General features: G+C 41.9%; 19 protein-coding genes. 6 read left to right on the top strand and 13 right to left on the bottom strand.

What is annotated here, in order from left to right; genetic code table 11:
- Nucleotides 1-3: 3 nt before the first annotated feature.
- From NSU15_RS12770 to NSU15_RS12755, 4 genes are all read right to left on the bottom strand, one after another.
- The gene (locus tag NSU15_RS12770; RefSeq protein ID WP_052414579.1) at nucleotides 4-483 is read right to left on the bottom strand and encodes a VanZ family protein; all 480 of its coding nucleotides are present in this window, start codon (nucleotides 481-483) and stop codon (nucleotides 4-6) included.
- Complete coding sequence (gene rpiA, locus NSU15_RS12765) at nucleotides 480-1,160, bottom strand: ribose-5-phosphate isomerase RpiA (protein ID WP_139328475.1); 681 nt, start codon at nucleotides 1,158-1,160, stop codon at nucleotides 480-482. Before rpiA ends, NSU15_RS12770 begins: the two co-directional genes overlap by 4 nt.
- Nucleotides 1,161-1,240: 80 nt before the next feature.
- Nucleotides 1,241-1,807, bottom strand: a complete 567-nt coding sequence (locus tag NSU15_RS12760; RefSeq protein WP_339290703.1) for a GNAT family N-acetyltransferase — start codon at nucleotides 1,805-1,807, stop codon at nucleotides 1,241-1,243.
- Nucleotides 1,808-1,813: 6 nt separating this feature from the next.
- On the bottom strand, nucleotides 1,814-2,293 hold the full coding sequence (locus NSU15_RS12755; RefSeq protein ID WP_339290701.1) for a hypothetical protein: 480 nt from the start codon (nucleotides 2,291-2,293) through the stop codon (nucleotides 1,814-1,816).
- Between the two features lie 208 nt (nucleotides 2,294-2,501).
- Between NSU15_RS12755 and fsa the strand changes: the two genes are divergently transcribed.
- The gene (fsa, locus tag NSU15_RS12750; RefSeq protein WP_042126959.1) at nucleotides 2,502-3,149 is read left to right on the top strand and encodes a fructose-6-phosphate aldolase; all 648 of its coding nucleotides are present in this window, start codon (nucleotides 2,502-2,504) and stop codon (nucleotides 3,147-3,149) included.
- 57 nt (nucleotides 3,150-3,206) lie between these two features.
- Here the strand turns inward: fsa and NSU15_RS12745 are convergent, their stop codons facing one another.
- From NSU15_RS12745 to NSU15_RS12735, 3 genes are all read right to left on the bottom strand, one after another.
- Nucleotides 3,207-4,520 carry an MFS transporter gene (locus tag NSU15_RS12745; protein ID WP_339290699.1) on the bottom strand — a complete coding sequence of 438 codons (1,314 nt, stop codon included), beginning with the start codon at nucleotides 4,518-4,520 and terminating at the stop codon, nucleotides 3,207-3,209.
- 129 nt (nucleotides 4,521-4,649) lie between these two features.
- A complete protein-coding gene (helD, locus tag NSU15_RS12740; protein ID WP_339290697.1) occupies nucleotides 4,650-7,001 on the bottom strand; it encodes an RNA polymerase recycling motor HelD in 2,352 nt (783 codons plus the stop codon).
- A 77-nt stretch (nucleotides 7,002-7,078) separates the two neighbouring features.
- Nucleotides 7,079-8,125, bottom strand: coding sequence for an aromatic acid exporter family protein (locus tag NSU15_RS12735; RefSeq protein ID WP_042126955.1), 1,047 nt, complete (start codon nucleotides 8,123-8,125; stop codon nucleotides 7,079-7,081).
- A gap of 188 nt (nucleotides 8,126-8,313) precedes the next feature.
- On the opposite strand from NSU15_RS12735, the gene NSU15_RS12730 reads away from it, so the two are divergent.
- Nucleotides 8,314-8,811, top strand: a complete 498-nt coding sequence (locus NSU15_RS12730) for a hypothetical protein (protein ID WP_076117580.1) — start codon at nucleotides 8,314-8,316, stop codon at nucleotides 8,809-8,811.
- Nucleotides 8,812-8,835: 24 nt separating this feature from the next.
- Here NSU15_RS12730 and NSU15_RS12725 read toward each other — a convergent pair whose 3' ends face one another.
- Nucleotides 8,836-9,477 (bottom strand): phosphatase PAP2 family protein, encoded by a 642-nt coding sequence (locus NSU15_RS12725; protein WP_076117582.1) that lies wholly within the window; start codon nucleotides 9,475-9,477, stop codon nucleotides 8,836-8,838.
- A gap of 110 nt (nucleotides 9,478-9,587) precedes the next feature.
- Here NSU15_RS12725 and hfq point away from each other — a divergent pair, with 110 nt between their 5' ends.
- On the top strand, nucleotides 9,588-9,809 hold the full coding sequence (gene hfq, locus NSU15_RS12720) for an RNA chaperone Hfq (protein ID WP_042126951.1): 222 nt from the start codon (nucleotides 9,588-9,590) through the stop codon (nucleotides 9,807-9,809).
- A gap of 124 nt (nucleotides 9,810-9,933) precedes the next feature.
- On the opposite strand, the gene NSU15_RS12715 is transcribed toward hfq, so the two are convergent.
- A complete protein-coding gene (locus tag NSU15_RS12715) occupies nucleotides 9,934-11,040 on the bottom strand; it encodes a lactonase family protein (RefSeq protein WP_076117583.1) in 1,107 nt (368 codons plus the stop codon).
- A 182-nt stretch (nucleotides 11,041-11,222) separates the two neighbouring features.
- Here NSU15_RS12715 and NSU15_RS12710 point away from each other — a divergent pair, with 182 nt between their 5' ends.
- Both NSU15_RS12710 and NSU15_RS12705 read left to right on the top strand, forming a co-directional pair.
- On the top strand, nucleotides 11,223-11,558 hold the full coding sequence (locus tag NSU15_RS12710; protein ID WP_076117585.1) for a hypothetical protein: 336 nt from the start codon (nucleotides 11,223-11,225) through the stop codon (nucleotides 11,556-11,558).
- 185 nt (nucleotides 11,559-11,743) lie between these two features.
- The gene (locus NSU15_RS12705; RefSeq protein WP_076117586.1) at nucleotides 11,744-12,913 is read left to right on the top strand and encodes a peptidylprolyl isomerase; all 1,170 of its coding nucleotides are present in this window, start codon (nucleotides 11,744-11,746) and stop codon (nucleotides 12,911-12,913) included.
- Between the two features lie 74 nt (nucleotides 12,914-12,987).
- Here the strand turns inward: NSU15_RS12705 and NSU15_RS12700 are convergent, their stop codons facing one another.
- On the bottom strand, nucleotides 12,988-13,182 hold the full coding sequence (locus tag NSU15_RS12700; protein WP_060622303.1) for a hypothetical protein: 195 nt from the start codon (nucleotides 13,180-13,182) through the stop codon (nucleotides 12,988-12,990).
- A 72-nt stretch (nucleotides 13,183-13,254) separates the two neighbouring features.
- Nucleotides 13,255-13,854 (bottom strand): nitroreductase family protein, encoded by a 600-nt coding sequence (locus tag NSU15_RS12695; protein ID WP_339290693.1) that lies wholly within the window; start codon nucleotides 13,852-13,854, stop codon nucleotides 13,255-13,257.
- Between the two features lie 207 nt (nucleotides 13,855-14,061).
- Between NSU15_RS12695 and NSU15_RS12690 the strand changes: the two genes are divergently transcribed.
- On the top strand, nucleotides 14,062-15,477 hold the full coding sequence (locus tag NSU15_RS12690) for a metallophosphoesterase (protein ID WP_339290691.1): 1,416 nt from the start codon (nucleotides 14,062-14,064) through the stop codon (nucleotides 15,475-15,477).
- Nucleotides 15,478-15,580: 103 nt separating this feature from the next.
- Here NSU15_RS12690 and NSU15_RS12685 read toward each other — a convergent pair whose 3' ends face one another.
- Nucleotides 15,581-17,101 carry a copper amine oxidase N-terminal domain-containing protein gene (locus NSU15_RS12685; RefSeq protein WP_339290689.1) on the bottom strand — a complete coding sequence of 507 codons (1,521 nt, stop codon included), beginning with the start codon at nucleotides 17,099-17,101 and terminating at the stop codon, nucleotides 15,581-15,583.
- A 94-nt stretch (nucleotides 17,102-17,195) separates the two neighbouring features.
- Nucleotides 17,196-17,864 (bottom strand): TraX family protein, encoded by a 669-nt coding sequence (locus NSU15_RS12680; protein WP_076117590.1) that lies wholly within the window; start codon nucleotides 17,862-17,864, stop codon nucleotides 17,196-17,198.
- Nucleotides 17,865-17,963 lie beyond the last annotated feature (99 nt).

Genomic DNA, 17,963 nt, shown 5'->3' with positions numbered 1-17,963 from the left:
TCTTCACATTTCTCCTTCTTTGTTACTTTTAAAGCTAATCACTCGAAACAATCCGTAGCCTATCCACACACCTAGCATGTTTAATAGTAAATCATCAATATCGAAGCTTCCCACATGCAGCAGCATTTGCAAACACTCCAAAAGCAGTATGCAAGGGACAGCATATAACGAGATCCTAAGCCAAGAAATCGAACGTGTCTTTACTAATGGCCAAAGAAAACCAAATGGAATAAAAACTACAACATTTCCTAGCAGATTCACTAGACGATTGATCAGTGATAACCCGTTATCCAAGTTGAAATAAAGTGACACCGTACGTAATGGAACCAGATTGTACTGAAGAGGACCTCCAGTGTGAACTTCACGTCCAAATCCGAGAAACATCCAATAGATAACAGTAGCACTATACAGAGTTAGTACTACCCGTGTCAATCCTTTTAGCGGCCATGAACGGCTAGTTTCTCTAAGTCTGCGGTTAATCAATTCTTAGATTGAGCTTCTATTATTTCGATGCTTCCGTCATGTTTACCAACAATAGCCATCGCTGCAATTCCAATAAATAGGCCGTGATCTACAACACCCGGGATACTTTGAATGGTCAATGCAAGCTTTGGCGCAGATTCTATCTCTTCAAATCGGCAGTCCGCTATGTAGTTGCCATTATCCGTCTTGTACAACTCTTCTCCGTTACGGCGCAATTCGGGTTGGCAACCCAGTTTAGCAAGCTCCGCCACAGTCCACTCCCAGGCGAAAGGAACGATTTCCACTGGCAGTGGAAATTTGCCTAGCGTGCTTACAACTTTACCCTCATCGGCAATCACGATCATCCGAGTACTATTACTAGCTACAATCTTTTCACGAAGCAAAGCGCCGCCGCCGCCTTTAATTAGTTGCAAGCTGTTGTCCAGCTCGTCCGCTCCGTCAATGGTCAGGTCCAGACTATCAATATCACCAAAAGCTACCAGTGGAATCCCTAGCTCTCGTGCTTGTTCCTCGGAAGCGCGTGAAGTAGCAACTGCGGTAATCTTTAGACCTTCACTGACGCGTTCGCCAAGCTTACGGATCGCCCAGTAAGCAGTTGATCCCGTACCCAGACCTACCTTCATTCCATCTTCTACGTATTCTACTGCTTTTTCTGCTGCTAATTGTTTAACATTGATGCTCATATAAATACCCCCATGTTATCCGTTATAAAGATTTATAGTAAACTTGAAATTCCCATAATTCAGTAGGATTCCGGTTAAGCACCGACATCCAATATTTTGCCGTAACAGAGACTATCCGGATCACCGATATAGGGCCCAAACAAATCAATCGGTTGGTAGCCGTGTTTGACGTAAAGCGCAATCGCTTCAGGCTGTTTGATTCCAGTCTCCAATCGGATCTCCCTAAAGCCGGCAGCGATTGCCTGTGCCTCAAGGAATAACAGCATATTAGTAGCTATGCCCATTTTGCGATAACTAGAATCTACATAAAAACGCTTCAACTCCATCGCAGCCTTCTCAGTGCCGATATAATCCAATGGACGAAGCCCGCCGCAACCCACTGGTTTACCGTTCAAGTAGGCTACTACGAAAGTCATTTCTTTTACTTTGGGATCCTCGAAATCGACGACATAGATCGTCTCATGCGGATAACGCATCTTCAGTTCCTCATCCAGAAACGTAATAAGCTCTCTTAAATCAGCATTCTCTGGGTCAACCACTTCAAAATTCACTTCTGTAACGGGCGGCACTCTATTTCCCTCATTTCTTGTATCCAATTTCGTATTATCCTTCTTGCAGCCGAAAAAATCAATAATCTTCATTCTGCCCTATGTATATTGTAATTTCACTACATCCTCTAAATTTAGGATCATCTCTTTTTCAGCGTGGTTAGCAGCCCTATGTAAGTAAGCTTTAAGCGTAATGAATGAATCCGAGGGAGCTGCCGATTTAATGCACTCTAGCACACTACGTTCGACATCAGCCAGAACTAAATCCCCTTTACCCGCGCTAACTCTACATAGATTAATGATAGCCAAAGGCTTATTCACAACTACCTGTCCACTGGACTCCACAAAAACTGTGTATTGAATTAAAGGAATTACATCTGGATCTTCCACACTAGCAGTGCAAGATTGGTCAAAAATAGAATACATTAGTGCAGGATTGCGTGATAAAGTTCCTAATTTCTTCTGATTAGATACCAACTTGCTGTTTTGATAGGCCAAGAATCCGGCAACTGACAACACGAGCACAAGCAAAATAACTAATACCGAGTACATTTCATCACGTCCCACCCAATACGCCATAATAACAATACCGATTATATATTATCATGGATAGATGCATAGACCAATCTTATATTATCTTCGATTTAACAAGTGTAAAAGGCCCTCAATCTATAAAGTTATTTTGAAATATTCAAAATAACAGTTGAAACTTCGATTGACATGTCTCATAATGAAAATATGAATATTGTTTGTCAATCCATATGGAAATCAAGGGAGGAAACTTAAAATGAAGTTTTTCTTGGACACCGGAAATATTGAAGAGATCAAACGTATTACTCGCCTCGGATTGGTGGATGGCGTAACGACTAACCCGTCGCTCATCGCTAAAGAAGGAAGATTGTTTAAAGATGTTATTAAAGAAATCGTAGCCATCGTTCCAGGTCCTGTTAGCGCAGAAGTAATCGGTTTGACAGCAGAAGAAATGCTGAAAGAAGCATATGAGATTGCTGAATGGGCTCCAAACGTTGTCATTAAACTCCCTATGACTGAAGATGGCTTGGAAGCTTGTTATGAGCTTACTAAAAAAGGTATCAAAACTAACGTAACGCTTGTCTTCTCAGCGGCTCAAGGCTTGATGGCTGCAAAAGCAGGCGCAACTTATATCTCTCCTTTTGTAGGACGTCTGGATGATATCGGTGTTGACGGAATGAAACTGATCAAGGATCTAAAGACTATCCTGACCAACTACGGTATGACTTCCGAAATTATTGCAGCATCCATTCGTAACATTGCACATGTAGAGCAAGCAGCGCTTGCTGGTGCTCACATTGCTACCATCCCAGGTTCGCTCCTGCCAACCCTCTGGAAGCATCCGCTGACAGATAACGGTATTGAACGCTTCCTGAAGGATTGGGAATCCGTACCACAGGCATAAGAAGAGTCTTTTATTCTTTTATCAAGAGGGCTATCCCAGAAGCTATGGCAACGTAGCTTAAGGATAGCTCTTTTTTCCATCAATGGACATCGCCGAAGTCTGACGAACACGCTTTGACAAAAGGCGGGGATTGATCTTCTCTGTTTCTTTCACACCGGATTCCCCCTTGCTTCCTTTGCTTGGCGTAACTGCAAATAAGGTCAGCAAACCACCGATAGCGCCAACTGTAGCCATCAAAGCGAACAATACCCAATGTCCACTGCTCATCAGCAGCGATACCACCGGCGGCCCCAAAGATACCCCGATGAACCGCATACTGCTATAGAGAGAGGTTATAGTTCCACTATTCTCCTTTTCAATCCCTTCTGTTATCAATGCATCCATGCAAGGCAGAACAATCCCAATTCCAACACAGCCTAAACCCATAAATCCAACTAAGAAATAAATGCCTTTATTGAACCCTGCAAAGATCATTGCTGCAGTTAGTAATACCATCCCCCCAAAGCCAAGCCATTTCATTAGCGTTTTGTTTTGACCAATAATCTTTCCAGTTCCATAAGAGGACAAACATAACAAGGCTAACGGTACCGCCAGTACATACCCCTTCATCGCCCCATGCATTTTATACTTAGATTCCAGTATCTCTGATAAATAGAATTGAACGCCAAAGGTCACAAACATACAGATACCACCTATGGCAAAAATAGCATACAGCCATCGTCCCTTTTTACGCAAAATGCTCACAATTCCATTTAAAAATTTTCGTATACTCTGTTTCTCAGGCTGCTCCTTTGCTTCCGGCTTTCGAACCAGAAACAAAACTAAGCCAAATGAGATTAGACATAGAACAGGAATTGCGATAAAAGGTGCGAACCAGAGCCATAAACCGAGATAAGCGCCAAGAATCGGGCTGAGTACTTTACCAAACGTATTAGAGGTCTCAATGATTCCCAGACTTTTGCTTACATCCTCTTCTTTCTTGAACAAATCACCAACAAAGGGCAGCACAATCGGAAAAGCACCGGCCGCGCCTATGCCTTGTAACAAACGACCGGCCAGAATGACCCAATAAGCACTAATGCCCTTCATAAGCCAAGCCGCCACCACACAGATGATACCACCAATAGCAGCAATGATCAGGCTCGGAAGAATCACCTTTTTTCGTCCATACGTATCAGACAGGTACCCTGCAATAGGGATCATCACAATAGCCATCAATCCATAGACAGTAATCAGCATACTCACCTGAAAAGAGCTAATGCCGAGTTCTTTAGAAATCTGCGGCAAAATAGGCAACAACATGGAGTTACCGAGGGTCATAATAAGTGGAATGGATGCTAGTGCAAACAGATCCCATTTTCTTTCCTTCATGAACTGACCACCTTTGCATTGTTTGCGACTCTCTATATTGTGGTTTGTTCATCCCTCTTTATTCATCCATACAAAAAGACCGTCCCCCGCCAAAGCGAAAGGACGATCTTAAGTTTAAAAGATTAGGCTTTACAGCGAATTTGCAATCATGGTCTTCGCATTTACGTTTGGAAGGAATCGGTTCGGTTCCCCCAGACTAAAAATATGAAGCAAGTGCATAGCCCTAGTGCAAGCTGTATAGAACAATTTACGCTCACTTTCTCTGCCATATCGTTCAGCTGAACCATCGTAGATGATAACAGCATCAAACTCCACACCTTTGGCTAAGTAAGCAGGTAGCACCAGTGTTCCCTTCTGGAAATTCGGTGTTTCCTTCGTAACGAGCCTTACCGGTAGCTTACTATGTAGTTCATCGTGAACCCGTGCGCTTTCCTCTGCTGTTTTACAGATGACAGCCACATAATGATACCCCTTTGATTGCAAATTCCGGATATCCATTTCAACTGCATTTAGAAGCTCATCCTCGCTAGATACTACATTTAATTGAGGTTCTTCTCCGCGTCGATTAAACGGCACAATACGTTCCCCGCCAGGAATCATTGCCCGGGTAAATTCCACAATCTCATAAGTGGAGCGGTAGCTACGGGTTAATGAGATCACTTCTGTATTTTCTTCACCATAGATGCTAACCAAACTAGACAGATCGCCTAGCACTTCACCTTGTGCATAAATCGCCTGATTCAGATCACCCAATACGGTCATTTTAGCCCTTGGAAATAAACGGCGCATAAACTCTAATTGGAAAGGAGAGTAGTCTTGTACTTCATCCACAATCACATGACGAATCAACGTGTTGGTACGGAAGCCTTGGCTGAGCTCCTTTAAATACAGGAATGGAGTGGCATCTTCATAAGCCAGCTCGTTAGCTGCGATAGATTTTAGCGTTTGCTCACAGATCTCATCCCAGATTTCCGGTAGAGAATTAACACCATTTAGACGTTCCATAAGCTCACGATCAGTAAACAGCGTACTGTACAACCCCTTAACATCCACAAAACGGCCTCGTTTAGTCCACCCGCGCAGTGGTTTTAAGCGTTGGCTGACTACATACCGGGATAACACCTCTTTTTCCGTATCAAAATCATCAAAGCTATCCTGCGTAGCTTTCTTCTTACGTCGCAGCATCTGATAAGCACGATGATAATCACTGGAGTCCAATAGCTCAATTTGATCTTCCACCCATGAAGCATTTCTTTCCTCATGGCTAAAATCAGCGATCTTCTTCAGCAGCCAACGTGTCATCAGGTCTACACGGTTCGCTAGCTTAATGGCTGGATCATAAGCATAGAAGTGACGTTCCATCTCTTCCTTACTGACGACTGCCCTTCCTTGAAACATTAAGGGTTTGAACATCATGCCCTCATGCTCAAGCATCGTAGCATATCGACGAATTGCATCGAGAAAAGGTACGGATGATTTATAAGCGATGCCTTCTCTGCGTATAGCCACCTCAGGGCCGTCAGGGGCATTCAATAGGCTTTCTGTTTGACTAAAGACATCTTCAAGCTGAAATTCATGTCCCAGACGGTGCTCCAAATACATCTGGAAGGTGGTTTGCTGCATATTTTCTTCACCTAGCTCTGGGAGTACGGTAGATACATAGCTATTAAACAGTGGGTTTGGCGAGAACAAAAGCATTTGATCTGCCTGCAGAACTTCACGGTATTTATACAAAAGATAAGCTACCCGTTGCAGTGCAGCTGAGGTTTTCCCGCTCCCTGCTGCACCCTGTACAACCAGCATCCGGCTTTTATCGTTACGGATAATCGCATTTTGCTCTTTCTGAATGGTAGCTACAATACTCTTCATTCGATCATCGGCACTATGGCTAAGCACCTGCTGCAAAAGCTCGTCACCGATCGTAACACCAGTATCAAACATCACTTCAATAACACCATCAGCTATTACAAATTGCCGCTTAAGATTCATTGTGCCTGAAACTAGTCCACCAGGCGTTTCATAAGCTGCAGGACCAGGTGCTCCGTCATAATATAAGCTCGATATGGGTGCCCGCCAGTCATAGATCAAGAAGGTGCCATCATCCTCCATCAAAGATCCAATTCCTAGATATATCTTTTCAGTTTCTCCATTTGGTGCTTCTGTAAAGTCAATACGCCCAAAGTATGGAGAGACGAGCAGCTTTTTATATTTTTTCAGTGCCTTGCTTGACTGTAAATGATGGCGTTCGCGTTCATTCAAGATTTGGGATTGTTGGCGAAGACTTGTTGAAGTTTCCCCTAAATCATCTGGACTACTGAAGTTTACCGTAACCTCTTCCCAGAAGTCTTTCCGCATATCTACCACATCACTACGATGAAGTCCGAGCTCCTCAGATAAACGCCGGATATGGGCAGACAAAAGCTTGGTCACTCCGTCTACTCGCTGCTGTTCTTCTTTCCATTCAATTTCATGATTCTCCACTACATTTCATCCCCTTTTGGAGTTTCACCCTGAACATAATCCTTAAGCTTATATGTTGCACATCAAAAGGTTATGTTTTATGCTTCACGATCCGTTTCTTTTTCCTCAGTCGCTATACGATTCATTTGATCTGCCACTTTATCCAGGCGTTCTAATTGATACCCGTAATCGTAAATAGCTGCGGCTACAACATACAAACGTAGTTGACCTATTTTCTCCGCATTATACCCTAGGATCGTTGAATTCAAAAATCCATCATTCTCGTCTCCCAAGGGTTCTGATTCATTGGTGTTCGGTTTTAGTTTATCTTCAAATTTCAACAAGATCAGTTGATGATATTTGATTAACTGCTCCAAATGACTGTCAAACAATGCATCAGTCTCTTCGCTTCGATCCGCTTGAAAATAATGCCGGTCCACAGCCTCAAGAACATCGAAGCCTTTTTGTAAAGATGATAACAGGTTCTTATAGACAACCATCTGTCTAGTCTGACTGTACTTCGCCCGCTTTAGCTGTTTCTGCTCCTCTTCAAACAAAGCATACTTATCCGCTAAAGATTTAATGGATGACTCCAGTGCAAGCTTTTCATCACGAAACACACTTTCCTTCATCTCATGAGATACTGCCGTTCTTAGCAGCAAGGATAGGCTGGCAAAGACGTTCTCAATCTGCTTGATGTACTGTTTACGTGGTTTCGGAGGAACTACTATAATATTGATTAGAAATGCAGAAACAATCCCTGTCAATGTTAATAAGAAACGATTCAGTGCGAACTGCCATTCTCCAGAAGCCTCCATCACTGTGATAACTGTGACTAGCGTCAGGCTAATTGTATCCGCTCGGTTAATTTTCATACTGATCATTATGACAAGAATGCAGACCAACCCAACCGCAATTGGACTATTGGATAACAGCATTCCTCCCAGAAGAGCGAGTATCGCGCCCATAGTAGTCGTTGTCAGCTGATCAAGAAAATAACGCCAAGAGCGATAAATCGATGGCTGCATAGCGAAAATTGCTGCGATTGCAGCGCCCACAGAAGATGGGAAATGTAGCAGTTCGGCTAGATACAAGGCAAGCGTGACTGCCATTCCTGTTTTAAATATGCGAGCTCCAAAAGCCAAAAATATCCCTCCTAAAAATTGGCCCACTCTGCAATATGGACATCTGTTAATCCCTCATTCCTCTAATTACCCAAGCCTAGAGTTGATGAATTTTAAGATCATTTAAGCTCTCACTCATGATTCTTTCAGCTTTCAGGGAATACTAATTCAAGTAAGTACCTATCACATATAACATACGAGGTGAGTGAATGAATAACAACATCAAAAAATTCGCGACTATTACAGCGGTTCTTTTCCTCAGTCTGTCTTCAGCTCTTGCTCCTATTGGGCATGCGTCAGCTGAGAATGTAACTTCCGCTGCACCTGATTCTGGGCCCTTGGAAAAAGGTCATAGACCCCCTCCAGGGAAAGACGGGAAATTCAGAGCCGGCGGACATTTCATTATTTTCGAAACAGCCAAGCTGCTTGAGATGGATCGAACAGAGCTAATCAATAGCCTTAAATCAGGCAAAACCCTCCCCGAGCTAGCCCATGAGAAAAAAGGCTGGACAGAGGATCAATATATTCAGAAGCTCAGCGAATCCGCAAGTAAGCGGCTGGATCAAGCCATCACCGAGGGACGGCTAACGAAAGAAGAAGCCCAAAAGCTAAAGGCTGGACTTCCTTCTATGCTGAAGAAAAAAATAGGTAAAATGGGTCATTTCCAAGATCGCAAATCTTCGGAACATCATGTGATGAATCCTTAACTAATCGACGGGTATCTCCATTCCTTATGAAGATATCCGTTTTTTATAGGCTTCAAATAGACCGACGGATAACATCAGCCATGCGCCACTCGCAGCAAAACCTCCAATGACGTCGCTAGGATAATGGACTCCCAAATAAATACGACTCCAGCCAATGCCTACGATCATGAATACTGCAAACATTATTAACATGATCCGTTCACTTCTTCGCGGCAAATGACGCCACAGTAAATAGGCAATTACCCCATACAAGGAGAAGGCCGCCATAGAGTGTCCACTTGGGAAACTATACCCAATCTCTTGGACAATACGATGGAAATTCGGGCGTTCCCTTTGAAACCACAACTTCATAAGTGTATTCAATAGCTGTGAGCCTAGTCCAACCCATAGGAATAGAATTAGCTCAAGCCGATGTTTCAGCAGAAAATAGAGCAGAGCCATCGTACCGATAGATATTCCAATCGCTACCTTAGAGGAACCAATCAGAGATAATCCTTTCGCAAATGAGGTCAGCCCAGGTGATTCAGCGGATTGAACCAAATGAATCATATAGTTATCAAATGATGATACCTTATTCATATGAACTAGAATCGCAATAACGACGAAACAAGCAGCAAACCCTATAAAATAACGAAAACCTCTAGACCAGTTCTGATAATAAAGCATAAATACCTCCGTGTCTAATTTTGTGCCTGTCGATCGCATTTCCAGTGAAGCTCTAACCCGTGCTATAATTATAGAGAAATAAATATACAAAAAGATGGAGTGCTGCCAAAGTGGAGAGTCTAAAATTACAGGAACGTTTGTTGAACCAGTTTATTTCCACAAAGGTGCCCGTGACGATTTTCACAACGAATGGTGTGAAAATGCAAGGCGTCGTAACCTCGTATGATGCATTCACAATCACTTTACAGGGTCAAGGTGATGGCAGACAGAATGTGCTATTTAAATCTGCAGTATCCACTATTGTACCTCTTAAGCCCGTCTCACTCAAATAGCTCACAAGCTCATTTCATTTCTTCATCCTCTTTTCAATAATAAAGGGAACACCGGACAACATATCCGGTGTTCCCTTTATTATTTTCTTAAATTGTCTAATTCACTCTTGTTAATGAGCTTCTTTTATACAGGGAAAATCACAGGCTTCACACATACCGGCTTAGATACCTCGGCTGTATTTCCAGTAAATACGAGACGACCACTAGCTGCTTCAATAGAGAATACAACCAAGTTATTAGCGTCACGATTCGCAACAATCAGATAAGCCCCATCCGGAGTTAAAGAGAAGTGTCGAGGATGCCCTCCACGAGTGGATACATATTCAATTAATGTAAGCTTGGCAGTAGCGGGATCCACCGCAAATACTGCGATATTATCTGCTCCACGGTTAGATGCGTAAAGATATTTTCCATCTATTGAAGTAGCAATTTCGGCACAAGTATTCTCTTCCTTAAAATCCTCAGGCAAAGTAGAAACTGTATCTACAGTGTGAAGAGTACCTGTAGCACTGTCATATGTAAACGATGTTATCGTGGAATCCACTTCGTTTATTACATAAGCTGACTTTCCATCTGGATGAAAAGCAAAATGACGAGGTCCCGCTCCCGGATGAAGCACCGTATCAGCGTGAACTTCTAGTTTGTTCAAATCTCTGTTGATTTTGTAGGACCGAATGATATCCAGACCAAGATCAGAAACAAACAGATACTGCCCGTCCGGACTGAAGATAGCTGAATGGGGATGCGGGCGATCCTGACGTTCAGGATGTTGACCGTGGCCGGAATGAATGGCGACATCCGTAAGTTGACTAGCAACTTTTTCTTCATCTAATGTAATCAAGCCTACAGTGCCACCATGATAACTACATACAACAACGTATTCATTGTTTAAGTCTCTAGAAATATGACATGTGGTTGTTTGGCCATTACCTGAAGCAGGCATTGTGGCTATTCGGTTCAATTCGCTCAATTTCCCACTCTTAGCATCGATTGCAAAGGTAACGACTTCGCCCTCTTTTCCACCCTCACCATTCGGCTTTTCTCCTATGGCATATAAACGCAGCGCTGTAGCATCCACATTAACAAAGGTAGGGTTAGTTAAGCCCTGAACTGAGTCGATTAATTTTAACGTACCTCCTGCTTCGCCATCGAATTCAAATACCTGCACACCGCTTTCCGTGGCACTTGCATAAGAACCCGTAAACAGCAATAACTTAGTCTGCTTTTCCATCACTATATTCCTCCTTCAAAGTATTGCTATTATATAATTTACAGTTTTTAAACGTTAATGACAAACTATAAAGTAAAAAGTGTGACAAATAGTTCAAAAATAAGGCTTTCCAAGGATTAGGGAGTGTGTTATAATGAAAGCGCTAACATTAGTCTTTTATTAAGTACAAAGGGGGAACATGAATGAGTAGCATCCTGCTGGAAGCCAGAAATGTATACGAGGACTTCGAGGTGGAAACAGACATTCTGTTCTTTAAGGTCGGAGACCATGATTTGGTCATTTTTCACGGCAGAAACTACAACATAAAAAAGAGAATGACTGCCGAGCAATTAAAGCGATTGTTATCCAACTCAACTTACTATCATGTGTACGGTGGCTGTTATGTCAATCTGAACAAGATCAGTTCTATCGAAGACGACTGCATTTATTTCGGAGAAAAGGGCCTATTCGCTAAAAACGTACGGATCCCACGACGGAAACAAGAAAGTATTCGTCATCTATTGAAAGGACTGAAGTAAACATCTTATTCCCATAAGCCGGAAGGGCATGTTACCGATGCCATTTCCGGCTTTTTGCTTTTTATTAATAGAAACTTAAAAAGATCCTATCTTTTTTTATACTTTCTTAAGGTTTAGGATCATGATTTCTGTTAAAGTTGTAAATAGACAAGCAACACCTATATTGAAGGGAGTCATTACTAATAATGGATAAAAAAGATCTGAATGAAAATGAGAACTTAGAAAACAACGGGACTACGGAAGAAGAGTTGAACACTTCCGATAATACCAATGAAGTAAATGAAGTGGAGGTCTTACCTGCTGAAGAACCTGTGAATACAACAAAAGAGGAAAGTATTCCAGTAATGAACAAAGTCAGCAGTAACAACAATACGACCCCACCTGCTCCACCAGTTACTCCTAAAGGTAACAAGGGCTGGATGATTGCCTCTGTGGTACTGGCTGCGGCACTCATCATTGTACTGATTAAGCCTCCATTCCAAAAGAACGACAGCAACACAGCTGTTGCTAGCGTTAACGGAACTAACATTACTAAAGAACAACTTTATGATAAATTAATCGAAGCAGGCGGAGAAAGCACGCTACAAGCTATGATTACTACAGAACTCGTTGATCAAGAAGCTAAAAAAGTCAACGTAACCGTCACTGATGAAGACATCAATGCTGAATTAGAAGACCTTAAAGCACAATTCGGCGGAGAAGCTGCATTTAATGCTGCATTGCAACAAAGTTCAATGACTGTTGATGACTTGAAGAAACAAATGCCATTACAAGTAAAACTGCGTAAGATCCTTGAGCCGCAAGTGACTATAACGGATCAAGAAATTAAAGACTACTATGAAGCAAATAAAGCTACTTTCAATGAAGAAGAACAAGTTCGTGCTTCCCACATTCTCGTTGAGACTAAAGAAGAAGCTGATGCAATTCTGAAGCAATTGAAAGATGGAGCAGATTTCGCTGAACTTGCTAAAGAAAAATCTTCGGACACTGGTTCCAAAGCTAACGGTGGAGATCTAGACTTCTTCAAACGTGGAGATATGGTAGCTGAATTCTCCGATGTAGCCTTTAAACTTAAAGTCGGGGAAACAAGTGATGCTGTGAAATCCGATTACGGTTATCACATCATTAAAGTAACCGACCACAAAGACGCTAAAAACTATACCCTGGAAGAAAAGAAAGATGAAATCAAAAAGACGCTTGTGTCTCAAAAGGTTTCCACTCTTTCCACCACTTGGTTGTCAGATACAACTGCAAAAGCAACAATCACAAATTCACTTACGGATGCCAAAAAAGAAGCAACAGCTTCTCCTGAACCATCTGCAAGTGCAGAAGCAGGAAATGAATCCGCTAAATAATACGACTGTAAAAAGCAGGACAAGCGTTAATAGACGCTGTCCTGCTTTTTTTGTACCTATTCCAGAGCTTATGATCAGTGTCCTTTTTTACGGATCTGTTTATCACGGTTCTCTCCCCACTCTTTCGCTTGTGCGGTAGCAATAGAGATCGCCCTTCCCTCTTCATATCCATCTTCCAGGAGTGCATTAGCAATATCAATCGCCTTATTACGAACAGGTGCTGTGAAGTTTTTCAGTGAATCTGGATAATCGTCTTTATTCCATGGCATACCAAAAACCTCCTTGACCAGACTATATAATTAATTAGCCTGGTCAAGGAGGTTTTAAACACTCTTTTAAGCTTATTTGAAGACTTTAACGCGATCTTCAATAGGTTGGAATTGTTTCTCACCTGCTGGAGTTACAGTCTTACCAAATGGCATTTGAGCAATCAGCTTCCACTCTTGAGGAATGCCCCATGCTTCTTTCACTTCGTCATCAATCAGTGGGTTATAGTGCTGCAGAGATGCGCCTAAACCTACTTCAGAAAGTGAAGTCCATACTACGAACTGCAGAATACCTGAGGATTGGTTAGCCCAAACTGGGAAGTTCTCAGCATATAACGCGAAGTTTTCTTGAAGGTTCTTCACTACAGCTTGATCTTCAAAGAACAATACGGAACCGTAACCTGCTTTGAAAGATGCTAATTTTTGCGCTGTTCCTTCAAATTGTTCAGCTGGAACGATTTTGCGCAAAGTTTCAGTAGTGATATCCCATAATTTATCATGCTGTTCACCTAAAAGAACAACCGCTCTGGAGCTTTGGGAGTTGAATGAAGTTGGGCTATGCAAAACTGCTTGCTCAACGATTTCAATAATTTGAGCATCAGCTACAGTGGATTCTTTGCTAATAGCATAAATAGAACGTCTTCCTTTAACCGCTTCTAGAAAATTGTTAGACATAAAATAACTACCTCCATTTATTTAAGTAACTTACTTTTGTACATCTTATCACCTTTTTTCTAAAAACACAACATTTATTCACAACTAATATTGTCGGATATAAAAGGCTCCCGGTAAGTAACATCTCCTCTTCACTTTTCCGATATACATAACTGCTGAAAATAAGCTACAATAGTGCAGCAAAAGTACAGAAGGAAGGTTATTTATATGAAATTCACAACAGATAAAGCGCTCATCCTACATAAAAAAACGGTCATATTCTCTTGTATGATGCTCCTTTGCCTTAGCTTGGCGCTTACTGGCTGTAAAGACACAAAATCGTCTAATTTAAATGCTGTAGAACTTGATCAGACTGAACTTAAACCTGTATCTTTCTGGGTAGCTACAGATACTCACTTTTTAGATAAGGATCTTCAGGACGGTGGTCAGGCTTTTCAGACCTATGTCACGGGCGGTGACGGGAAAATGCTGCCTTACAGTGATGAAATGGCTGAAGCTATGGTCTATGAAGCTGAACAGAAAAAGCCTGCGTTTATCATCCTCAGTGGTGATTTAACTAATAATGGGGAACGCAGCTGCCATCAAAAGTTAACCGAAAAGTTAAAACGAATTGAACAACAAGGAACCTCTGTTTATGTCATTCCTGGCAATCACGACATATTCAATCCTTGGGCTAGATCCTTCAGCGGCGATAAACAGCTCCTTACGGATTCAATTACGGACAAAGACTTCGTCAAAATGTATGCGGATTTCGGCTACAAAGAGGCTGTATCACGTGATAAGGAATCATTAAGCTATATCGTCGAGGCCGCCCCCAACTTATGGATTCTCATGATAGACAGCAGCCAATATCTTAATAATCTGAAATACGGATTCCCTCAGACGGATGGACGTATTGCTTCCTCTACTCTTTCATGGATGGACGAATCCGTTAAGCTTGCAGCCAAAGAACACGCTTCAGTGATTACGGTGATGCACCATAACTTACTTAGCCATACTTCTATGTCTGTTTCAGGATTTAAGCTTAATAACAGTCAGGAAGCTATACAATCCCTACGGAAGAATGGGCTGAATCTAGTCCTTTCAGGCCATATTCATATGCAGGACATTCAAGTAGATCCAGCAGACACGAATCAAGACACAGAATCCACTGAACAAATGCCAATCTTTGATATCGCTACGAGTGCAATGGCCGTCAATCCACATCAATATGGTGCCATGACCTTCGATCCCGTCACGCGGGCCGTAAATTATAAAACAGCAGCCTTAAACGTTGAAGGTTGGGCTGAAGCTAACCAGATTACAGATCACAATCTCTTAAACTTCAAGGCATATGCCGAAGAAGCCTTTGCTTCTAACTCCTATGACAAAGCTATGGATAGTCTTAAGGAAAGTCCTTTAACAGAAGCTGAAAAAGAATCCATGGCGAAGGTAATGTCCATGTTGAATGTACGATACTTCGCAGGAACTGCGGGTACATTCGCTAAAGATATTAAAGCGTTGCCGGGCTACAGGCTTTGGGAGGGACAGCAGGACGGTTTCTTGGGAGGTTATGTTCAAAGTATGGCTGAAGAAAAAGCGTTAAGTAATGTCGACTTAGAGGTGGTTTTAACGAAGCAATAAAAGAATGGCATATTCTATAAGGAAAAACCCAGCTCCCACTCGCATTTCTGCGAAATAAGAAGCTGGGTTTGGATGTGTTATTTGATTGATGAAGATCGAACAACTATTTCCGAGTAATAGTAATCCAACCCTCATCATCTACATACACAGAAGCATGAAGTGCTTCAGCAAGCACACGCAGTGATACATAGGCATCACCATATTCGTCAACAAATACAGGCTCAGCAAGCTTCACTTTTTCACCGTTAATTACTGCTTCGGAAGAACCGAATTTGAATACCAGCTTATCACCGTACACACCATCCGTTACGATAATGGCACGATTGACTGTATCCCATTCCACAGTAGCATCTAAATCTTCTGCCAGGTATCGCAGTGGAATGTAGGTCGTATAATTGTCTACGATCGGATAATAATATTCGTCGTCAGGCTCGATGACAATCGTTCTCTTGGTGATACCAAGATCGTCTTTCAATATACGATAAACGTTAGAATTCGGGTCGAAATTGTTCAAAGTCTCTGCAGGCGTTAAACTACCGGAAGAAACATCAAGTGCCCCTTTTGTACTGATTGGATCTGCGGTTACAGCACCACCAATGTTCCAAACCTGACTGGAAGCCTTAAGGGAGAAACTCTTTAACGGCATATCTTCAGTACCTGGAAGTGCCACTTTCAGATCAACATTCTGTTTACGAACATGTAGACTGCTATCAACAAAAATGTCGACAGCAAGCTTCGTATCCTTACTCAGCACTGTCTTAAGCTCAGGGGTGGATTTGTAAAGACTATCCAGTTGATTGTCATATACCAGAAGTACCGCATCGACAGCCAATTTTGCTGCATCATGAAGTACGGTAACTACTGCTTCTTTATCATCTAAAGGGATATCTCCAAAACCAAGATTCCGCAAATCACCGGAGCCTTTTTCGTCCATAGCTTTGATCACTGGGTACAGATAGTCGTACAGACCACCAACCAATTCTGTAAAGCCTTCAGTATCTTTAGAGATCGATTTCAGGAATCCTTTTAACAAAGCTGGAAGCTCATCACCCGTCACTTCGGTATGTAACTTCGTCATATTCACTTGCTGACCATACACAGCCTCACTAACTGGTGTTACGCTAATTGCGCTTGGATTCGGAAGATTCTTCACCACAAACTTCGTTAGCAGCTTACTAAGATCCTCAGCTTTAGTCAGATCCAAACCGACTTCAGCAAAAACCTCATCATAGCCTTGAATTGGGAAGTAAAACGGTTGTTTTGCTCCTTCAACAGTAAAGACTAAAGTTTGTTTGTCCATAAACAATGCGAAAGGAATATTCAATTGTTTATAGCCGATCGTTCCATTTGCAGATACATTACCATTCTCTTGTAACTTTGCATTACTGATACTCACGGAAAAAGAATTTATGAGATCGACCATTTCCTTATCTTCTGCGCTAATTCCTTCTGAAGGCTCAGCGTTCATAGAAAACGTCATGCTGGATTCTGATGATTTAACATCGACATCCCCGATCAATGCCTTATTAACATCGAAACCTCCAACCGATTGACAACCGGCCAGAACAAGCAGCAGTGCGACAAAAGGAATAAACCATTTTGCCTTAGCTTTCATTCTCCTCATAGCAAGTCTCCTTTTTTAAGATTTTTTTGAAATCAATCCATTATCTCAGCAAAGGTAACATTTGTAAATCAAAGTATTAATTATTGTAAAAATACTATAAATTCAACAAACTTCGCCATTCAATAGAAAGCCAATCATTGTAAATCAGACCCTTGAATATGCCCAAAATCAATAAATGTGCTGGATAAAAAGACCACCACACCCAGCGTGGCACCCGGTGACGCTCTAAATATTCCCATAGTGCAGGCGTCAAAGCAATCAACAGCGTAGGTATAATACTAAGCATTTGCACTGTCCAAAAATTATAGAACATATAGAATACATTCAGTGCTAAATGAGCTCCGACAAGCCAGTATGACTTCGTATAACGGAAGATTAATACTAATAGGAGACCATACGCATTATAGTCTATAGGGAAATAATCCATTAACGCGATAGCCCCAATGACAACAGGTATACCAAGCCATAGAGTGGGAAGCTTATCCAAAATAACCAAAACGATTGCCGATAACAGAAGTGTAAATACAACATTCCATCCGCCAGGATTAATTGCAAAATTGTATGGAATCTGAGCAATAATAGCGATTATGAGCAGTCGGAACAAATATTTTGGTCTGGATGAAGTATGGATATGTCCCTGCACAAGTCCGTAACAGTAAATGGGAAAGGCTATTCTCCCTACATATCTCCAAGCAATATCCTCTGGAAAAAAGATATAGCCAATATGGTCGATTAGCATAGTCAGCATAGCGAGAATCTGCATATCAAACCTCCTTAAATGGGTTGATATCATACTTTCGCCAATGAGTACTTCATCTCCTTTGCCAATACACAAATGGTGACCATAAATAAAAAGATCCTC

The sequence above is a fragment of the Paenibacillus sp. FSL E2-0201 genome (genome assembly GCF_037963325.1).
Taxonomy (GTDB): Bacteria; Bacillota; Bacilli; order Paenibacillales; family Paenibacillaceae; genus Paenibacillus_AQ.
Note: the sequence above shows the minus strand (reverse complement) of the source record. Positions and strands in the feature narration are given on the sequence as shown.